Here is a 17,837-nt window from a genome sequence, read left to right on the forward strand (position 1 = left end):
AAAGAAGAAACGGGTCAGACCCCTGCTGTTACAGCTCGTCGATCGAGAAGATGCGGCGGTGCTCGCGGATCGCGTAGCGGTCGGTCATGCCGGCGATGTAGTCCGCTATCTTGCGCGCCTGCTTGTCCGCGTCGACCTGGTAGTCCGGCGGCAGCAGCACCGGATCCTTCATGAACGCGTCGAACAAATCGTTGACGATGCGGCTGGCCTTTACGCGCATGCGGTTGACCTGGTAGTGCCGGTACAGGTTGGCGTGCAGGAAGCGCTTGAGCTCCGTGGTGTCGGCCTTCATCCGGTCGGAGAAACGGATCAGCGGCGCATTGGCGCGCACGTCGTCGACGCTGGCCGGCGCCGCGTCGGCAATCAGCGCGGCCGACGTAGCCACCACGTCGGCCGTCATCACGGTGATCATGCGGCGCGACGTCTCGTACAGCGCGCGCCGTCCGGCCAGGCCGGGAAACTCGGCTTCCACCGCGTGGCGGTGGCGGGCGAACAGGTCGACCTGCTCCATCTGCGCCATCGTGATCAGGCCCGAACGCAGCCCGTCGTCGATGTCGTGGTTATTGTAGGCGATTTCGTCGGCCAGGTTGGTCAGCTGCGCTTCCAGGCTTGGCTGGGTGCGTTCGAGGAAGCGCTTGCCAAGGTCACCGAGCAGGCGCGCATTGGCCGCCGAGCAGTGCTTGAGGATGCCCTCGCGCGTTTCGAACATCAAATTGAGGCCATCGAAGGCGCCGTAGTGCTCTTCGAGCGAATCGACCACGCGCAGGCTTTGCAGGTTGTGCTCGAAGCCGCCGTGCTCGCGCATGCATTCGTTGAGCACGTCCTGGCCGACATGGCCGAACGGCGTGTGCCCGAGGTCGTGCGCCAGCGAGATCGCTTCGACCAGGTCTTCATTCAGGCGCAGGCTGCGCGCCAGCGTGCGGCCGATCTGCGCCACTTCGATCGAGTGCGTCAGGCGCGTGCGAAACAGGTCGCCTTCGTGGTTGAGGAACACCTGCGTCTTGTATTCGAGCCGGCGAAACGCGGTCGAGTGGATAATGCGGTCGCGGTCGCGCTGGAACTCACTGCGCGAGCCGGCCGGCGCTTCGGCGAAGATGCGCCCGCGGCCGAGCGCGGAGTGGGCGGCGTATTGGGCGAGCCGGTCGTCGAAGTCCATGTCAGGCGGTGCAGGCGGCGATGGTGGCGAGCAGCTGCTCGCGCGGGGCGCCGCCGATGCTCGGGCTGCCCAGTGGCTTCATCAGAATGAACTTGATGGTGCCGCCCTCGTTTTTCTTGTCCACTTCCATCAGCTCGAGCCAGCGTTCGGCGCCGAGATCGGGCGCCACCGTCGGCAGGCCGGCGGCCGCGACCAGCGCGCGCATGCGCGCCACCGTGGCCTGGTCGACCATGCCGAGCCGGCACGACAGGTCGGCCGCCATCACCATGCCGCAGCCGACCGCTTCGCCGTGCAGCCAACTGCCGTAGCCCAGGCCCGCTTCGATCGCATGGCCGAAAGTGTGGCCGAAATTGAGAATGGCGCGCAGGCCGCCTTCGCGCTCGTCCTGGCGCACCACGTCGGACTTGATCTCGCACGAGCGCGCGATCGCATGCGCCAGGCAGGCCTGGTCGCGCGCCATCAGCAGGCCGATGTTCTGTTCGATCCAGCTAAAAAAAGCGGCGTCGATGATGGCGCCGTGCTTGATCACTTCGGCGAGGCCGGCCGACAGTTCGCGCGCCGGCAGCGTCGCCAGCGTGGCGGTATCGGCCAGCACTGCGCGCGGCTGGTAGAAGGCGCCGATCATGTTCTTGCCGAGCGGGTGGTTGATGCCGGTCTTGCCGCCGACCGAGGAGTCGACCTGCGCGAGCAAGGTGGTCGGCAACTGCACGAACGGCACGCCGCGCATGTAGCTAGCCGCCGCGTAGCCGGTCAGGTCGCCGATCACGCCGCCCCCTAACGCCACCAGCGTGGTCTTGCGGTCGCACTTGTTGGCCAGCAGCGCGTCGAACACCTGCATCAGCGAGGCCTGGGTCTTGTACTGCTCGCCGTCGGGCAGGATGATCTCGATGACGTCGCGGCCGGCCGCGCGCAGCGGCGCGGCGACGCGCGCCAGGTACAGCGGGGCGACGGTGGTATTGGTGACGATGGCGACCTGGCGGCCCTGGATATGGCGCGCCAGCAGCGCCGGATCCGACAGCAGGTCGGCGCCGATCACGACCGGATAACTGCGCTCGCCGAGCTCGACGGTCAGGGTAATAGAGGACTGCGGGGAGGACTGCGGATTGGTCATCGATGGCGCGGAGGCGGGAGCGTGCCGACGGCGCTTGGCCTCGAGCCCGTCCAACTGCTCCAGAATTGTCTGAACCATCGATTGTACGTTAGGACGCCCGGTGTCGACGACCAGCGCGGCAACTTCGCGATACAGCGGCTCGCGCTGCGCCATCAGTTCCTCGATGCGGCGGCGCGGGTCGGCCGTTTGCAGCAGGGGACGATTCTTGTCGTGCGCGACGCGCACCATGATGCTGTTGACGTTGGCGCGCAAGTAGACGACGGCGCCGCGCGACCGCAGGATCTGGCGGGTGCCGGCGTCGAGGACGGCGCCGCCGCCGGTGGCGAGGACGATGCCGTCTTCATTGCACAGGTCGCGGATGACTTCCGCTTCGCGCCGGCGAAAGCTCTCTTCGCCCTCGATTTCGAAGATCCACGGGATCGAGGCGCCGGTGCGGGCCTCGATCTCGTGGTCGGAGTCGATGAAGCGTTTGCCCAGTTTCCTGGCGAGGATGCGGCCGATTGTTGTCTTGCCCGCCCCCATCAGTCCTACCAAAAAAACGTTCTGCATCGGCCCCTGTCAGTTGGTTAGTTGGTGTCCTCGCAAATCGACGACTTGCCGTACGGACTTACCACGCCAGGGGGTGAAGCGGCCGTACCGTAGTCGAGCGCCAGACCTGGCAACACAGTATACCCCACGTAACTCGCTTCCGAGCCCGCCACCGCACCGCGGATGGTGAAGTCGACGTCGAGCCAGAAGGCGCGGTCGCGCGGGTAGATCATCGAAATGATCGCCGTGCCGCTGGCATCGGTCTTGCCGGTCGACGAAATCGTCATCGGGATGACCGGGTCGAGGCGGCCGTTGCCGTTCTGGTCTTCCGGCTTGCCGTCCTTGCGGAAGCCCAGCACGCCGTCGCTGTTTTCGTCTTCGTTGACGCACGCTTTCGTCACCGTCTGGGCCCATGGCCCGTTTGGCCCTTGCAGAACCCAGATACCCTTCATGTAGTTGCGCGGACGCACTGAACCGGTGACGGCCACGTCGCGCACGGCGTTACCGGCTGCATCGGTGACAAACACGACGTAATCGACCTGGTAGGTGGTCGAGTTCGGCAACACGATGGCGTTGCCGGTACCGGCGCTGATAAACAGCGACTTCTTGCCAACCGTCAATTTTGTCTCGGCGAACTGGGAAGTGACCGGGCTCTGGATGACCGCCCGAATGAGCACGCCGTCGGCGGCGGTGGTGGTGGTGCCGGCGATGTAGCTGATCGTGGCCGAGCCGTCACTGCCGGTGAGCAATGTCGACGGCTGCGACAGCGATCCGCCGCTGGCGTCGGTGACGATCGAGAACGACACGCGGGCGTTCTTGACCGGATTGCCCTGGCTGATCTTGTCCATCACCACTGCGCGCAGCGTGACCTGTTCGGTGGTGCTGCCCGGCAGATTGGCGCCGACCACCGCCGGCGTGCCCTGCAGGCTGATGACGGAAGTCGAGATCAGCGGCGCGACGAACTCGAGCGTGCTTTGCACCGTCGAATTGGTGGCCGTCGAGCTGGCCGACAGCGTGGCGATGCCAGGACCGGTGGCCTTGACATAGACGCGGGCGGCGCCTGCCGTCAGCGTCGTCGCGCTACTCAGCGGCAATGTGCAGTCAACATCCGAGAACACGGCGCCGCGCGAAGTGCTGACGGTGACGGTGCCGCCTTGCGCCACGCCGCTGACGAAGTTGCTCACGTTGACCGCGTAGCACTCGTTGGTGTTGGCGCTGGCCAGTACAACGCCGTTGATGTCGACTGCTGTGATCGAGAAGGCGGCGGTGCTGATGGCGATCGACGCGTTGGCCGATTCGCCCAGAGCGCGCACAGTGACGACGTCGCTGCCGGTGCGGCTGGCGGTGTAGCTGAGCACCAGCTTGCCGGCCGAATCGGTGATGTTGCTGCCGTTCTTGGCCACCAGCGAATTGATCGCGGCGCTGAAGCTGACCGGCGTGTTGGCCAGTGGCGCGTCGGCCGAATCGAACAATGCCACCGTGACGTCGCTGCTGGCGCCGAGGTTGACCGTGTTGCTGGCGTTGACCGTGATGCGGGTGCCGGCGACGTTGACCTTGACGACGACGACCGGGGCGCCGGCGACGTTGCCCGACACCGTGATGACGCGGGTGGTCGGATCGGTGCCGGTGGCCAGGTTGACGCTGGCCACGCCGTTGACATCGGTATTGACCTGCGAGGCGCTCAGCGCACCGGAGTCGGTGGCGAACGTGACGCGGGTGTTCGGCATGACGACATTGTTCGAGTCGAGCACCAGCGCCTTGATCTGCACGGCGGTGCCGGTGGCGCCGGACGAGGCCAGCGTGCCGCTGCTCGACGTCAGCAGCAGCTTCGGCGTGGTCGACGTGGACGTAGTGACGGTGACGGTCTTGGCTGGCGACGTGGCCGAACCGGACGTTGCGGTAATGCTGATCACGCGCGCCGAGGAATCACCCTTGACGTTGAGCTTTTCGGTCACCGTGCCGGTGGCGTCGGCGATCCGGTTGGTATTGGTGACGTTGCCGGAGCTGGCGCTGAAGTCCACTTTGGCGCCGGGAATCGCATTATTGTTGGCGTCCTTGACGATCGCCGTCAGGATCACTTCGGTGCCGTCGGCGCCGGAGGCGGCGATGGTCGACGCGCTGGTGACCAGCGTGACATTCGCCGCGGTCGCCGCGCCCGGCGTGGTGCCGGGGGCGCCAGGCACGGTGCCCGGGCTGCCGCCGCCGCCGCCGCAGGCGGACAGGGCCGCGGCGACCAGGCCTGCCGTGGCGAAGTGGCTAAACGCACGCCAGGAAAATTTGTTCAGATTCGGCAGCATGGGTGCTCCAGAGATTAATTTTTAAGAAAATGCAAATTTATTGGGTCGGGACGCTGTCGGCGACGATCTTCGGCGTCAGAAACACCAGCAGTTCGGTCTTCGACGTTTCGCGGCCGGTCGTCTTGAACAGGTGGCCCAGCACCGGCAGGTCGCCCAGCAGCGGCACCTTGGTGTCGGTGGTGCGTTCCTGCTGCTGGTAAATGCCGCCGAGCACCACGGTGCCGCCGTTTTCGACCCGCACCTTGGTCTTGACGTGCTGGTTGTTGATGGCGAAACCGGCCGGCGTGATGTCGCCTTTCGAATCCTTGTTCACTTCCACTTCCAGCACGACGTTGCCGTCCGGCGTGATCTGCGGCGTCACTTCCATCCGCAAATTGGCCTTCTTGAACGTGATCGACGTCGCGCCGCTGCTGGTGGCGACCTGGTATGGCAGCTCGATACCCTGCTCGATGATGGCGACCATCTTGTCTTCGGTCAGGATGCGCGGGCTGGAGATGATCTTGCCCTTGCCATCGGCTTCCAGCGCCGACAGCTCCAGGTTCAGGAAGCGGTTCGCCGCTGCCGAAAACAGGCTGAAGGCAATCGTCGCCGGCGGAATCGTGCCGATCGCGGCGGCCGGCAGGTTGAGGAACTGGGTATTGTTGAACGAATCGGAGCCGGCGGGAATCTGGCCGGTGGCCTGGCCGACGCCGTTGATGTTGCCCGTCAGCGCCAGGCGGTTGTTGCCGTTGACCTGGTAACCGGAATCGCCGCCGCGCAAGGTGCGCATGTCGGAAAAGCCCAGCTTGGCGCCGAGGTTGCGGCTGAAGCTGTCGCTGGCCTCGACCAGGCGCGCCTCGATCAGCACCTGCTTGGACGCGACGTCGGTCTTCTGGATCAGGCGGCGGATGTCTTCGATCTTCGATGCCAGGTCGGTCACGAACAGCTGGTTGGTGCGCGCATCGATGATGGCGCTGCCGCGCTTGGACAGCACGCGGTTGCGGCTGTCTGCGCCGCCGTCGAGGCCGAACACGGTGCGGAACGACTCGGCCTTCTGGTAGTTGAGCTGGAAGATTTCCGAGCGCAGCGGCTCGAGGTCGGCGATCTGGGCGCGCTGTTCGAGCTCGAGCTTTTCCTTGGTCAGCAATTCTTCCTTCGGCGCGATCCACAGCACGGTGCCGTTCTTGCGCATGTCGAGGCCCTTGGCCTGCAGCACCACGTCGAGCGCCTGGTCCCACGGTACTTCTTTCAGGCGCAACGTCAGGTTGCCGGTTACCGAATCGCTGGTGATGATGTTCAGGCCGGAGATGTCGGCAATGGCTTGCAGCGCGGCGCGCACTTCGACGTTCTGGAAGTTGAACGACAGCTTTTCGCCGCGGTAGCCCTGGGTGCCCTGCGTCAGGCGGTTCGGGTCTTCCTTGATCGGCTTGACGTCGATCACGAGCTGGGTGTCGCTTTGGTAGACGGTCTGTTCCCACAGGCCGCGCGCTTCGATCGTCATGCGCGCGTTGTCGCCTTGCGGCACGGTCGTGATCAAGGCCACCGGGGTGCCGAAGTCGGTCACGTCGAGCCGGCGGCGCAGGCTCGGCGGCAGGCCGGTCTTCATGAAGTCGACCACGACGGTGTTGCCGACCTGGCGCACGTCGACGGCGACCTGGCTGTTCGGCAGGTCGACGACGATGCGCCCTTCGCCGTTGGCGCCCTTGCGGAAATCGAGGTCGCGCAAGGTCTGGCGGCCGACCGGGCGCGCGTCCGCTGCCTGCACTGGAATGCCGGCGCTGTTGACCGCTTGGGCGACGCCGCCGGAGCCTTCGATGGTGACGATGACGGACTTGCCGTCAATTGCGGCGGCGTAGTTCAGCGCGCGCTTGAGATTGAGCACGAGGCGGGTGCGCTCGCCCGCCTGCACCACGTTGATCGCGCGCAGGTCGCCGAGGTTGACGTCCTGCGAATTTTTGCCGGTGCTGTTGACCGTGGCGCCGAAGTCGAGCGCAATGCGGGTCGGATTGGTGATCGAAAAACCGATCGGCAACTTGGTCGGCGCCTGCTTCATGGCGATGTTGACCACCACGTTCGAGCCTTGCTGGTTGGCCGTGATCGATTCGATCGCGTTGTCCTGGGCCATCGCCACGCTGCTCATCAAGGACAGCATCAGGATTGCGCCGAGGCGTGCCACCGGGCCCATCAGGCCGGCGGCGCCGTTCATTTTGAATGCGATCATTTCTTGGTCTCCTTGCTTTCCTGCAATTCCAGCTTCGACAGTCGCTCGACCCACTCGCCGCCGGCATCCTGAACCACTTCCTTGATATTGACTGCGCCTTCGCTCACGCCGGTGACGAGCCCGTAGTTCTGGCCGATGCGCTGGCCGGCCTTGACCTGGTGCACCGCGCGGTCGATCTGCAGCAGCGCGTACGTGGTGCCGGCCTTCTGGATCACGCCGACCATGGTGAAGGTGTCGAGCGGATAGCTCTCGAGCAGCTCCTTGCGGCGGTCCATGTCAGGCTGGTACTTCGCGTCCGACTTTTCGGCGGCGCGGGCCAGTTCGGCCAGCAGCTTGTTGGGGCTGTACGGGTCGATCGCGTCCTGCGCCGCGTAGGCGAACGGGATGAACGTTTTCGGCTCGGCGATCGGCACCACCGACACCTTGGTGTCCTTCTTGACCTGCGCCATCCAGTCCTGCACTTCCTTGACGTCGCTGGCGCTGCAACCGGCCAGCAGCAACGCCGCCGTCAAAGTGGCAACCGTGCGGATCATCGTCATTTGGCGGCTCCCTTGGCCAGCTTGGCCTTGACGGCGCGCGCCTTGCGCTGCGCGCTGGCTTCTTCCGGATCGAGGTAGCGGAACGTCTTGGCGACGGCGTCGAGCGTGAGCACGCCGTCCTTGCCGGCCGTCAGCGCCATGTTATTGAGGGTGACGATACGCTGCAGGTTGGCCATGTCGGCGGCGAACGCGCCGATGTCGTGGTAGCTGCCGTTGACGCGGATGTCGATCGCCTGCTCGGCGTAGTAATCGCGCACCACCACCTGGCCCGGGCGGAACAGGTCGAACTGCAGGCCGCGGCCAAGGCCCGCCTGGTTGATGTCCGACAACAGCGCCGCCATCTCGGCCTTGCTCGGCAACTGCTTTTGCAGCCGCTCGACGTACTGGTCGACCTGCACCCGCTGCACTTGCAGCGCGTCGAGGTTGATCGCCTGCGCCATCTTGATCTTGTATTCCTCGCGCAGGCGCTGTTCGTCCTGCGCCAGCCGGTCCTGGTCTTCGAACTGGGTGCTCCAGTAGCCAAAGTAGCCGAGGGCGACGACGCCGGCCATCACGCCGATGGCGCACAGCACCCGCGGCGCCAGCGGCCACAGGCCGGGATGGCGGCCGGCCAGGCCCTGGAACTGGGCCGACAGCTGCGCGCCGATTTCTTTCAGATTAATGTCCATGAAGTATCCGATCGGCGCTTAAGGGGTGACGCCGGCGGCGACCACGGTGACTATCGGCTGGCCCGGCTTCGGCACGCCCTTGACGGCGTCCTTGTCGCGCGGGCGCTTGATGCCGACCACCAGGGTGAATTCGACGACCTTCTTGCCGGTCTTGCTTTGCGTCAGCGCCACCGCCTTCACTTCGGTCAGTTCCGGCTTTTCCAGCCACGGCGAGGCGCCGGCCAGGTTGCGCAGCATTTCGGCGACCCGCTCCTGCGACTGCGCGTAGCCGGTCAGCGACACGCGCTGGCCGTCCTGCTTGAACGACTTCAGGTAGACCCCGGTCGGCGTCTGCTTGACCAGCTCGTCGAGCAGGTAGACTGGCTGGTTGCGGTCGCCCTGCAGATCTTCGACCGCCTGCTGGCGCGCCTTCAGCGCTTCGATTTCCTGCTTGAGCGTGGCGATCGCGACAATTTTCTTGTCGAGTTCGGCGTTGGCGTTGCTCAGCACCAGGTTGCGCTCGTTCTGGATCGAGATGCGCGATGCGTTGTAGCCGCCGACGACCAGCACCACGGCCACGCCGAGGATGCCGCCGAGCGCCATCAGGGCGACGAACGCGGTTTTTTTCTGTTTGCGTTTTTCTTCGCGGTGCGGAAGAAGGTTAATTCTGATCATCAGCCAAATCTCCTCAGCGCCAGGCCGCAGGCAACCAGGTAGGCCGGCGCTTCGGCGCGCAGCTGCGATTCGCGCACGCCGGGCCCGAGCTGCATGCCCTTGAACGGCGACACGATGGCGCTGGAAATCTTGGTGCGGCTGGCAACGATATCGAGCAGGCCGGGAATCAGCGCGCAGCCGCCGGCCAGGTACAGTTGGTCGACGCGGGTGTACGGCGTCGACGTGTAGAAAAACTGGATCGCGCGCGTCACTTCCAGCGCGGCGTTCTCGAGGAACGGTCCGAGCAGGTCGGCCTGGTAATTTTCCGGCAGGTCGCCGGCCTTCTTCTTGTTCTCGGCTTCTTCGAACGACAGGCCGTAGGCGCGCACGATGTCCTGCGTCAGCTGGTTGCCGCCGAACGGCTGCTCGCGCTCGTAGATGGTGTTGCCGCCTTCCATCACCGAAATGTGGGTGACCTGGGCGCCGATCTGGAACAGCGCGACGATCTGGTCCTGGCCGCCGGAAATGCGGTCGGCGACGCGTTCGAGCGCGGCGCGCGCGGCGTACGATTCGATGTCCATCACCACCGCCGTCAGGCCGGCCGCTTCGGCAATTGCCACGCGGTCCTCGACTTTTTCCTTGCGCGCCGCCGCCAGCATGACGTCCATGTCGTCGGGCGAATTGGCGGCCACGCCGAGCACGTCGAAATCGAGACTGACTTCGTCGAGCGCGAACGGGATGTACTGGCTCGCTTCGGATTCGACCTGCACCTCGAGCTGGTCTTCCGACAGGCCGGCCGGCAAGATGATCTTCTTGGTGATCACCGACGCCGGCGGCATGCCCAGCGCGACGAGCTTGACGCGGGTGCCGCTCTTTTTCCACACGCGGCGCACCGCGTCGGCGACCTGCTCCATGTTTTCGATGTTGCCGTCGACCACGGCGCCGCGCGGCAGCGGCTCGGAAGCGTAGCGCTCGACCCGCAGCACATCTTTGCCGGCGTCTGCCAGCTCGACCAGGCGAACGCCGGACGTGCTGATATCCAGGCCCAGCAAAGGGGGACTGGACTGTCCAAACAAGGAACCGAGATTGACCATACCGAGCGTGCTCCTCAACTACAACATCATTGCTAACGCTGCGAAAGTTTCCTGCAAGAACGAAAACTGACGTCGTACTAACAGGGAATTTGTTATAAAACCGCCATTTAGATCAGTAACATGAGGCAATACATTAAATCGTAGCAACAAGGCTTAGCCCATGTAAAGGTATTTCTGCATACCAACTTTATTGAGTTGGGCGGATAAACGACACTCTGTAAACCCTTTGCCATCTTAGTTGTCGGCTCGCTCACACCGCCTTAAAACGGGGTGTTCGACGTTGCCGCAGGCAAATTGTCGGCATGCTCGCGCCCGCCTTGAGCGGCTTGCGCAAAGGTCGCGGTGCACCGTGTACTCTAGGCCTGCCTTATAATTAGCCGCATCAATATAGCGAAAGATTCGACCCGCATGAGTTCCTCCCCTAAGGATGCCAAGAAGTCCCCTTCCCCAGCCGGCGGCGCGCGCAAGGCCACGCCCAAGCGGATTGCCCTGATCACCGTCGGCGTGCTGGCCGGTACCGCACTGGCCGGCGTACTGGTAGTCGTGTTCGCGCTGGCGATGGCGTATCCGAACCTGCCGGCGCTCGACTCGCTGACCGACTACCGGCCGAAGATGCCGCTGCGGATCTTTTCCGCCGACGGCGTGCTGATCGGCGAGTTCGGCGAAGAGCGGCGCAACCTGGTGCGCATCAACGAGATCCCCGACGTAATGAAAAAGGCCGTGCTGGCGATCGAGGATGACCGCTTCTACCAGCACAGCGGGGTCGACTACACCGGCATCCTGCGCGCGGCGGTGCACAACGCCACCGGCGGCGCGCGCCAGGGCGCCTCCACCATCACCCAGCAGGTGGCGCGCAATTTCTTCCTGTCGAGCGAGCAGACCTTCAAGCGCAAGGCGTACGAGGTGCTGCTGGCGTGGAAGATCGAAAAGAACCTCAGCAAGGACCAGATCCTCGAGGTCTACATGAACCAGATTTACCTGGGCCAGCGCGCGTACGGCTTCTCGTCGGCCGCGCAGATCTACTTTGGCAAGAGCATCAAGGACATCACCGTGGCCGAGGCGGCGATGCTGGCCGGCCTGCCGAAGGCGCCGTCGGCCTACAACCCGGTGGTCAACCCGAAGCGCGCCCGCACGCGCCAGCAATACATCCTGCAGCGCATGCACATGCTCGGCTACATCACGCCGGCCCAGTTCGAAGTCGCCAAGGCCGAGCAGCTGCGCATCAAGACCGACAGCGCCGAATTCGGCGTGCATGCCGAGTACGTCGCCGAGATGGCGCGCCAGCTGGTCTATGAGCAGTTCAAGGAAGAAACCTACACGCGCGGCCTGAACGTATTTACCACCGTCACCAAGGCGGACCAGGATGCGGCCTACCTGGCGCTGCGGCGCGGCGTGATGGATTACGAGAAGCGCCATCCGTACCGCGGTCCGGAAGCCTACATCGACATCCCGTCGCGGAAGGAAGACGCCGACGAGGCGATCGAAACCGAGCTGGCCGAGCATCCCGACAGCGACGACATCATCGCCGCGATGGTACTCAGCGCCACCCCGACCGGCATTACCGCCGTCACCGCGTCCGGCGAAGAGCTCAAGATCAGCGGCGCCGGGCTCGGCTTTGCGCAGTCGTGGCTGTCCGAAAAAGCGGCGCCGAACCGGCGCGTGCGGCGCGGCGCGGTGATCCGCGTGACGCAGGAAGGCGGCGCGACCTGGAGCATCACGCAGATGCCGCTGATCGAATCGGCGTTCGTCGCCGCCGACACCACCGACGGCGCGATCCGCGCGCTCGTCGGCGGCTTCGACTACAACCGCAACAAGTTCAACCACGTGACGCAGGCGTGGCGCCAGCCCGGTTCGTCGTTCAAGCCGTTCATCTATTCGGCGTCGCTCGAGCGCGGCCTGTCGCCGGCGACCGTCATCAATGACGCGCCAATCAGTTTCGATGCCGGCCAGACCGGCGGCCAGGCGTGGGAGCCGAAGAACTACGACGGCAAGTACGACGGGCCGATGACGATGCGCAAGGGCCTGACGAAGTCGAAGAACATGGTGTCGATCCGCATCCTGCACAAGATCGGCGCCAAGTACGGCCAGGAATACACCAGCCGCTTCGGCTTCGATGCCGACAAGAACCCGCCGTACCTGACGCTGGCGCTTGGCGCCGGCGCCACCACGCCGCTGCAGATGGCCGGCGCCTACGCGGTGTTTGCCAACGGCGGCTATCGCGTCAGCCCTTACCTGATCTCGAAGGTCACCGACGCCGATGGCAAGGTGCTGTCGCAGGCGGTGCCGGACCGCGCCGGCGTCGAAGCGAACCGCGTGATCGACGCGCGCAACGCCTTCCTGGTCGACAGCATGCTGAAAGACGTGGTGCGCTTCGGCACCGCCACCAAGGCGCTGTCGCTGAAGCGCCCCGACATTTCCGGCAAGACCGGCACCACCAACGATTCGATCGACGCCTGGTTCGCCGGCTACCAGTCGAAACTGGTGGCGATCGCGTGGATCGGCTACGACCAGCCGAAAAACCTGGGCAACAAGGAAACCGGCGGCGGGCTGGCATTGCCGATCTGGATCGGCTACATGCAAAAGGCGCTGAAGAATATTCCGGTCGAAGAACGTGAGGTGCCGGCCGGGCTGGTGCACGTTGGCGACGAGTACTACTACGCCGAGAATCCGCCGGGCACCGGCGTGCAGAGCCTCGACGTCGGCACGCGCGGCACGCCGGCCGAGGAAAAGCAGAAGGACGCGGTCAAGAACGAGCTGTTCTAACTGTCGGGAACGCCAGTTTTTATTTACAGCGTGATTTGCGCGCCGCCCTGGGCGCTGGCCAGCTGCGACAGCGCGGCGAACAGCTCGGAGCCGTCGCGCGTGTTGATCCAGTCGGCGCCAACCCGCTTGAAGTGGAAGCCGCCCGACTTGGCCGCCACCCACAGCTCCTGCATCGGCGCCTGGCTGTTGACGATGATCTTGCTGCCGTTGTCGATGAATTCGATTTCAAGCACATTGCCGCTGCGCTTGCATTCGACGTCGATCACGTCCTCGTCGTTGAGGCGGTCGAGTGTCGACTCGATCGTCGTCAGGGTCGATTCGGCCAGGTCCAGAAATTCTGTTTCGCTCATCATGCTACACTCCAATGTCTTAATCCAACCGTGATTCTAATCGTGAAGTCATCTCTTGCGCTCATCATCGGCATTGCAGCCCTCCTGGCCGGTTGCGGCCAGACCGGGCCGCTGTACATGCCAACGCCGCCCGCCAAGCCGGCCGCGCCATTGGCCGCACCTGCGATTCCCGTGAGCCCACCTTCTTCCCTACCGTCCGAGCAACGCTAAACCATGTCGCATTTCCCCTATCAAGACGGCGTCATGCACGCCGAAGGTATTCCCCTGCCCGCCATCGCCGAACAATTCGGCACGCCGACGTACGTCTATTCGAAGGTGGCTCTGCTGGAAAACTTCGACTCCTACGCCAACGCTTGCAGCGGGCGCGACGCGCTGGTGTGCTACGCGACGAAGGCCAACTCGAACCTGGCGATCCTCGACATCCTGGCGCGCCGCGGCGCCGGCTTCGACATCGTCTCGGGCGGCGAACTGCTGCGCGTGCTGGCCGCCGGCGGCGACCCGGCCAAGGTGATTTTTTCCGGCGTGGGCAAATCGGTCGCCGAGATGCGCCTGGCGCTGTCGCACGACATCCTGTGCTTTAACGTCGAGTCGATTCCGGAACTGCACCGCCTCAACGACGTCGCCGCCGAGATGGGCAAGACGGCGCGCGTGTCGCTGCGCGTAAACCCGAACGTCGACGCCAAGACCCACCCCTACATCGCCACCGGCCTGAAAGCGAACAAGTTCGGCGTCGCCTTCGACGATGCGCTGGCGACCTACCGTACCGCCGCCAGCCTGCCGCACCTGTTCGTTGCCGGCATCGACTGCCACATCGGCTCGCAGCTGCTCGACGACGCGCCGCTGCTCGAAGCGCTCGACAAGCTGATCGAACTGATCGACACGCTCGGCCACGAAGGCATCGTGCTGCACCACCTCGACATCGGCGGCGGCCTGGGCATCAACTACGGCGAAGTGGGCGAAGCGGCGCCGGTGCCGGTGGCCGACTACCTCGGCCGCCTGTTCGAGAAAATTGACGCCTGGCGCGCCGCGCGCTACGACGGCGCGCCGATCAAGGTCATCTTCGAGCCGGGCCGCTCGATCGTCGGCAACGTCGGCGTGCTGCTGACCACGATCGAATACCTGAAACCCGGCGCGACGAAGAATTTCTGCGTCGTCGATGCGGCCATGAACGACCTGATGCGCCCGGCGCTGTACCAGGCGTGGATGGGCGTGCAGTCGGTCACCCCGCGCGAAGGTGAAGCGGCCAACTACGACGTCGTCGGACCGGTGTGCGAGTCGGGCGACTGGCTGGCGCACGACCGCGTGTTGTCGGCCCACGCCGGCGACCTGCTGGCCATCATGAGCGCCGGCGCCTACGGCATGACGATGTCTTCGAACTACAACACGCGCGGCCGCGCCGCCGAGATCATGGTCGACGGCGACCAGGTGCACGTCGTGCGCCAGCGCGAAAACCCGGCCGACCTGTTCGCCCTCGAGTCGCTGATCAAGTAACTGCGTCATACGCCGCGCCGCGCGGCCGTTGCCAACGGCGCGCGCGGCGCCGGCTTCGCCAGTTTCCAGTACATCCTCAATCCCAGCAGCACCGCGACGATGGCGCCGAAAATGATCGGCTCCTGAAAGTCGTTCTTGCCTGCCTTCATCCACCAAAAATGCAAGATGCCCAGTGGCGCGATCAGGTAGATCAGCCGGTGCAGCCATTGCCAGCGCTTGCCGCCGAGGCGCCGGATCATGCCGTTGGTGCTCGTCACGGCAAGCGGGATGAGCAGCACGAAGGCGATGAAGCCGACCGTGATGAACGGGCGCTTGACGACGTCCTTCCACAGCTCGGCGACGTCGAAGAAATGGTCGAACCACAGGAACGTCATGAAGTGCAGGAACGCGTAGAAGAAGGCGAACAGTCCAATCTCGCGGCGCAGCTTGACCAGCCAGTTCCAGCCGGTAAAGCGGCGCAGCGGCGTCACCGCCAGCGTCAGGCACAGGAAATACAGCACCCAGTCGCCGGTGCCGCGCGTGATGTGTTCGAGCGGCTCGACCAGCTGGCCGCTGATGGTCAGGTAGGCCATCTTTGCCACCGGCACCAGCGCCAGAGCGAACACGGCGCCCTTGATCGCGGTCAGTTGCCGCGGGGTGGGATTTAACGCCATGGCATCAGAAGTTCTTTTTCAGGTCCATGCCGGTGTACATCCACGCGACCTGCGGGTAGCCGTTGAACATCAGCGTCTTGCGCTTTTTCTGGAAGAAGCCGTCTTCGCCGATGCGCCGCTCGCTGCCTTGCGACCAGCGCGGGTGGTCGACGTCGGGATTGACGTTCGAGTAGAAGCCGTATTCGTTCGGCGCCGACACGTTCCAGGCGGTGCGCGGCATCTCCTTGACGAAGCGGATCTTGACGATCGACTTGGCCGACTTGAAGCCGTATTTCCACGGCACCACGATGCGCACCGGCGCGCCGTTCTGGTTCGGCAACACCTGGCCGTACATGCCCATCGTCAGAAGCGTCAGCGGATGCATCGCCTCGTCCATGCGCAGGCCCTCGACATACGGCCACTCGAGCACGGGACTGCGTATGCCGGGCATCTGCTTCGGGTCGGCCAGGGTGGTGAATTCGACGAACTTGGCGTTGCCGTTCGGCTCGACGCGCTTGATTAGCTCGGACAGCGAAAAACCCTGCCACGGAATGACCATCGACCAGCCCTCGACGCAGCGCAGCCGGTAGACGCGCTCTTCGATCGGCGCCAGCTTCAGCAGACCGTCGATGTCGAGCGTCATCGGTTTTTTGATTTCGCCTTCGATCGAGACCGTCCACGGACGCGTCCTGAGCGTATGGGCGTTGACGGCCGGCTCGGACTTGTCGGTGCCGAACTCGTAGTAGTTGTTGTAGGTCGACGCATCCTTGAACGGCGTCTGCTTGTCGAGCGCGGAATAGGCGGGATTGAGCTTGCCGGCCAGCTTTTGCGGCGCGGTCGTCTGGGCAAACGCCTCGCGGTTCGCCATCTCCCACAGCGCCGAGCCGGCCACGGCGCCCGCCGCCATCTGCTTGATGAACTTGCGGCGCGATTCGTACACTTCCTGCGGCGTAATTTCAGATGAAAACGGCAGATCGAGGCCGTTCGGACTACGTTTGATCAGCATGGCTTCTCCGGCAATTTCAATGGTGTAAGGTTTGTCGTGGACACAACACCAACCTTACACCATCTTGCCGAAACTTTCAGGGGCTACGAAATCCTTACAACTTGCCGTACGAGTGCAAACCCGACAGGAACATGTTGACGCCCAGGAAAGCGAACGTCGTCACCAGCAAGCCGACCAGCGCCCACCAGGCCGCCACGCGTCCGCGCAGGCCCGACATCAGGCGCATGTGTAGCCAGGCGGCGTAATTGAGCCAGACGATCAGCGCCCAGGTTTCCTTCGGATCCCACGACCAGTAACCGCCCCACGCTTCCGCCGCCCACAGCGCGCCGAGAATGGTGGCCACGGTGAAGAACGCGAAGCCGACCGAGATCGCCTTGTACATCACGTCGTCGAGCACTTCCAGGGCCGGCAGGCGGTCGACCAGGTAGCCGTGCGACTTGAGCAGGTAGGCCGTGCCGACCATGGCCGCCAGCGCGAAGGTGCCGTAGCCGATGAAGTTGGCCGGCACGTGGATCTTCATCCACCAGCTCTGCAGTGCAGGCACGAGCGGCTGGATGTCGGCGGCGTCGCGGGTGACGGTGTACCACAGCAGGAAAGTGACGGCGGCCGAAATGACCAGCATGACGAAGGCGCCGAGCTGGCGGGTGCTGTAGTGCTGCTCGTAGTACAGGTAGAACATGGCGGTGATCAGCGCGAACAGGATGAACACCTCATACAGGTTCGACACCGGGATGTGGCCGACGTCGGCGCCGATCAGGTAGGACTCGAACCAGCGCACCATCATGCCGGTGAAGCCGAGCACAACGCCTGCCCAGCACAGCTTCGAGCCGACCGCCGAACCGAAGTCCGAGCGCGCGACCAGGCCGATCCAGTAGAACACGGTCGAGAACACGAACATCGCGCTCATCCACAGGATGGCGGACTGTGACGACAGCATGTACTTGAGGAAGAATTTCTTGTTCGCCATGTCGAGGTTGCCGGCGTACAGCGCGATCGCCCACAGCGACAGCAGCGCCACCAGCGGCATCAGCCAGCGCACCGGCTTCCAGTGCCAGCCGAGCGCGGCGAAGGTCGGCGCGGCCAGCAGCAGGATCGCCTTTTCGTAGACGTCCATGTAGGCGCCGTAGCGCGACAGGCCGAACAGCGCGCCGCCCAGCAGCACGGCGGCGAACAGCCAGTCGAGCGCGCCGAGGCGCTTGAAGTAGCCGGGGGTTTGCGAATAGGTGTGTGGTTGCGATATTTCCATCTTGCTCTCCTGATTGCAACGTCGGGGTCAGACCTAGGTCTGACCCCCACGTGTTGGCGGCCGGCGCGGGGGCCCCCCCACCACCCCCCCACACCCCAATGGGCCACAGACCAGTGAGATAGG

The 17,837-nt window shown here is 64.5% G+C and carries 15 protein-coding genes; 3 read left to right on the forward strand and 12 right to left on the reverse strand.

Features of this window, described 5'->3' with window-relative positions; all coding sequences use genetic code 11:
* Window positions 1–28: 28 nt before the first annotated feature.
* Genes ACP7DD_RS15865 through ACP7DD_RS15900 form a run of 8 tightly spaced genes read right to left on the reverse strand, consistent with a single transcriptional unit; the run spans window position 29 to window position 10,226 of the window.
* Window positions 29–1,156 (reverse strand): deoxyguanosinetriphosphate triphosphohydrolase, encoded by a 1,128-nt coding sequence (locus ACP7DD_RS15865; protein WP_426175795.1) that lies wholly within the window; start codon window positions 1,154–1,156, stop codon window positions 29–31.
* A gap of 1 nt (window position 1,157) precedes the next feature.
* A complete protein-coding gene (gene aroKB / locus ACP7DD_RS15870; protein ID WP_426175843.1) occupies window positions 1,158–2,789 on the reverse strand; it encodes a bifunctional shikimate kinase/3-dehydroquinate synthase AroKB in 1,632 nt (543 codons plus the stop codon).
* A 44-nt stretch (window positions 2,790–2,833) separates the two neighbouring features.
* The gene (locus ACP7DD_RS15875; protein ID WP_426175796.1) at window positions 2,834–5,092 is read right to left on the reverse strand and encodes a beta strand repeat-containing protein; all 2,259 of its coding nucleotides are present in this window, start codon (window positions 5,090–5,092) and stop codon (window positions 2,834–2,836) included.
* A gap of 37 nt (window positions 5,093–5,129) precedes the next feature.
* Window positions 5,130–7,256 (reverse strand): type IV pilus secretin PilQ, encoded by a 2,127-nt coding sequence (pilQ, locus tag ACP7DD_RS15880; RefSeq protein WP_426175844.1) that lies wholly within the window; start codon window positions 7,254–7,256, stop codon window positions 5,130–5,132.
* A gap of 32 nt (window positions 7,257–7,288) precedes the next feature.
* Window positions 7,289–7,831 carry a pilus assembly protein PilP gene (locus ACP7DD_RS15885; RefSeq protein WP_426175797.1) on the reverse strand — a complete coding sequence of 181 codons (543 nt, stop codon included), beginning with the start codon at window positions 7,829–7,831 and terminating at the stop codon, window positions 7,289–7,291.
* Window positions 7,828–8,499, reverse strand: a complete 672-nt coding sequence (locus ACP7DD_RS15890) for a type 4a pilus biogenesis protein PilO (protein WP_426175798.1) — start codon at window positions 8,497–8,499, stop codon at window positions 7,828–7,830. Before ACP7DD_RS15890 ends, ACP7DD_RS15885 begins: the two co-directional genes overlap by 4 nt.
* Before the next feature lie 18 nt (window positions 8,500–8,517).
* Window positions 8,518–9,153, reverse strand: a complete 636-nt coding sequence (locus ACP7DD_RS15895; RefSeq protein WP_426175799.1) for a PilN domain-containing protein — start codon at window positions 9,151–9,153, stop codon at window positions 8,518–8,520.
* Window positions 9,153–10,226: a pilus assembly protein PilM gene (locus ACP7DD_RS15900; protein WP_426175800.1), complete on the reverse strand. Its 1,074-nt coding sequence runs from the start codon at window positions 10,224–10,226 to the stop codon at window positions 9,153–9,155. The genes ACP7DD_RS15895 and ACP7DD_RS15900 overlap by 1 nt, the downstream gene beginning before the upstream one ends.
* A 408-nt stretch (window positions 10,227–10,634) precedes the next feature.
* Between ACP7DD_RS15900 and ACP7DD_RS15905 the strand changes: the two genes are divergently transcribed.
* Window positions 10,635–12,989, forward strand: coding sequence for a penicillin-binding protein 1A (locus tag ACP7DD_RS15905; RefSeq protein ID WP_426175801.1), 2,355 nt, complete (start codon window positions 10,635–10,637; stop codon window positions 12,987–12,989).
* 23 nt (window positions 12,990–13,012) lie between these two features.
* Here the strand turns inward: ACP7DD_RS15905 and cyaY are convergent, their stop codons facing one another.
* On the reverse strand, window positions 13,013–13,339 hold the full coding sequence (gene cyaY, locus ACP7DD_RS15910; RefSeq protein ID WP_426175845.1) for an iron donor protein CyaY: 327 nt from the start codon (window positions 13,337–13,339) through the stop codon (window positions 13,013–13,015).
* Between the two features lie 42 nt (window positions 13,340–13,381).
* Between cyaY and lptM the strand changes: the two genes are divergently transcribed.
* Window positions 13,382–13,549 carry an LPS translocon maturation chaperone LptM gene (gene lptM, locus ACP7DD_RS15915; protein ID WP_426175802.1) on the forward strand — a complete coding sequence of 56 codons (168 nt, stop codon included), beginning with the start codon at window positions 13,382–13,384 and terminating at the stop codon, window positions 13,547–13,549.
* A 3-nt stretch (window positions 13,550–13,552) separates the two neighbouring features.
* Window positions 13,553–14,830: a diaminopimelate decarboxylase gene (gene lysA / locus ACP7DD_RS15920; RefSeq protein WP_426175803.1), complete on the forward strand. Its 1,278-nt coding sequence runs from the start codon at window positions 13,553–13,555 to the stop codon at window positions 14,828–14,830.
* Between the two features lie 5 nt (window positions 14,831–14,835).
* On the opposite strand, the gene ACP7DD_RS15925 is transcribed toward lysA, so the two are convergent.
* The 3 genes from ACP7DD_RS15925 to ccsB all read right to left on the reverse strand — a co-directional run bounded on the left by ACP7DD_RS15925 (window position 14,836) and on the right by ccsB (window position 17,714).
* Window positions 14,836–15,483 (reverse strand): sulfite oxidase heme-binding subunit YedZ, encoded by a 648-nt coding sequence (locus ACP7DD_RS15925; protein ID WP_426175804.1) that lies wholly within the window; start codon window positions 15,481–15,483, stop codon window positions 14,836–14,838.
* 4 nt (window positions 15,484–15,487) lie between these two features.
* Window positions 15,488–16,468 (reverse strand): protein-methionine-sulfoxide reductase catalytic subunit MsrP, encoded by a 981-nt coding sequence (gene msrP / locus ACP7DD_RS15930; protein WP_426175805.1) that lies wholly within the window; start codon window positions 16,466–16,468, stop codon window positions 15,488–15,490.
* Between the two features lie 94 nt (window positions 16,469–16,562).
* Window positions 16,563–17,714 (reverse strand): c-type cytochrome biogenesis protein CcsB, encoded by a 1,152-nt coding sequence (gene ccsB, locus ACP7DD_RS15935; protein WP_426175806.1) that lies wholly within the window; start codon window positions 17,712–17,714, stop codon window positions 16,563–16,565.
* Window positions 17,715–17,837 lie beyond the last annotated feature (123 nt).

The sequence above is a fragment of the Massilia sp. TWR1-2-2 genome (assembly GCF_049897565.1).
Lineage (GTDB): Bacteria > Pseudomonadota > Gammaproteobacteria > Burkholderiales > Burkholderiaceae_D > JAFCUW01.

Coding starts and splice junctions, on each gene's coding strand:
- ACP7DD_RS15865 (WP_426175795.1), bottom strand. CDS start 1,156: ATGGACTTCGACGACCGGCTCGCCCAATACGCCGCCCACTCCGCGCTC.
- aroKB (WP_426175843.1), bottom strand. CDS start 2,789: ATGGGGGCGGGCAAGACAACAATCGGCCGCATCCTCGCCAGGAAACTG.
- ACP7DD_RS15875 (WP_426175796.1), bottom strand. CDS start 5,092: ATGCTGCCGAATCTGAACAAATTTTCCTGGCGTGCGTTTAGCCACTTC.
- pilQ (WP_426175844.1), bottom strand. CDS start 7,256: ATGGGCCCGGTGGCACGCCTCGGCGCAATCCTGATGCTGTCCTTGATG.
- ACP7DD_RS15885 (WP_426175797.1), bottom strand. CDS start 7,831: ATGACGATGATCCGCACGGTTGCCACTTTGACGGCGGCGTTGCTGCTG.
- ACP7DD_RS15890 (WP_426175798.1), bottom strand. CDS start 8,499: ATGGACATTAATCTGAAAGAAATCGGCGCGCAGCTGTCGGCCCAGTTC.
- ACP7DD_RS15895 (WP_426175799.1), bottom strand. CDS start 9,153: ATGATCAGAATTAACCTTCTTCCGCACCGCGAAGAAAAACGCAAACAG.
- ACP7DD_RS15900 (WP_426175800.1), bottom strand. CDS start 10,226: ATGGTCAATCTCGGTTCCTTGTTTGGACAGTCCAGTCCCCCTTTGCTG.
- ACP7DD_RS15905 (WP_426175801.1), top strand. CDS start 10,635: ATGAGTTCCTCCCCTAAGGATGCCAAGAAGTCCCCTTCCCCAGCCGGC.
- cyaY (WP_426175845.1), bottom strand. CDS start 13,339: ATGAGCGAAACAGAATTTCTGGACCTGGCCGAATCGACCCTGACGACG.
- lysA (WP_426175803.1), top strand. CDS start 13,553: ATGTCGCATTTCCCCTATCAAGACGGCGTCATGCACGCCGAAGGTATT.
- ACP7DD_RS15925 (WP_426175804.1), bottom strand. CDS start 15,483: ATGGCGTTAAATCCCACCCCGCGGCAACTGACCGCGATCAAGGGCGCC.
- msrP (WP_426175805.1), bottom strand. CDS start 16,468: ATGCTGATCAAACGTAGTCCGAACGGCCTCGATCTGCCGTTTTCATCT.
- ccsB (WP_426175806.1), bottom strand. CDS start 17,714: ATGGAAATATCGCAACCACACACCTATTCGCAAACCCCCGGCTACTTC.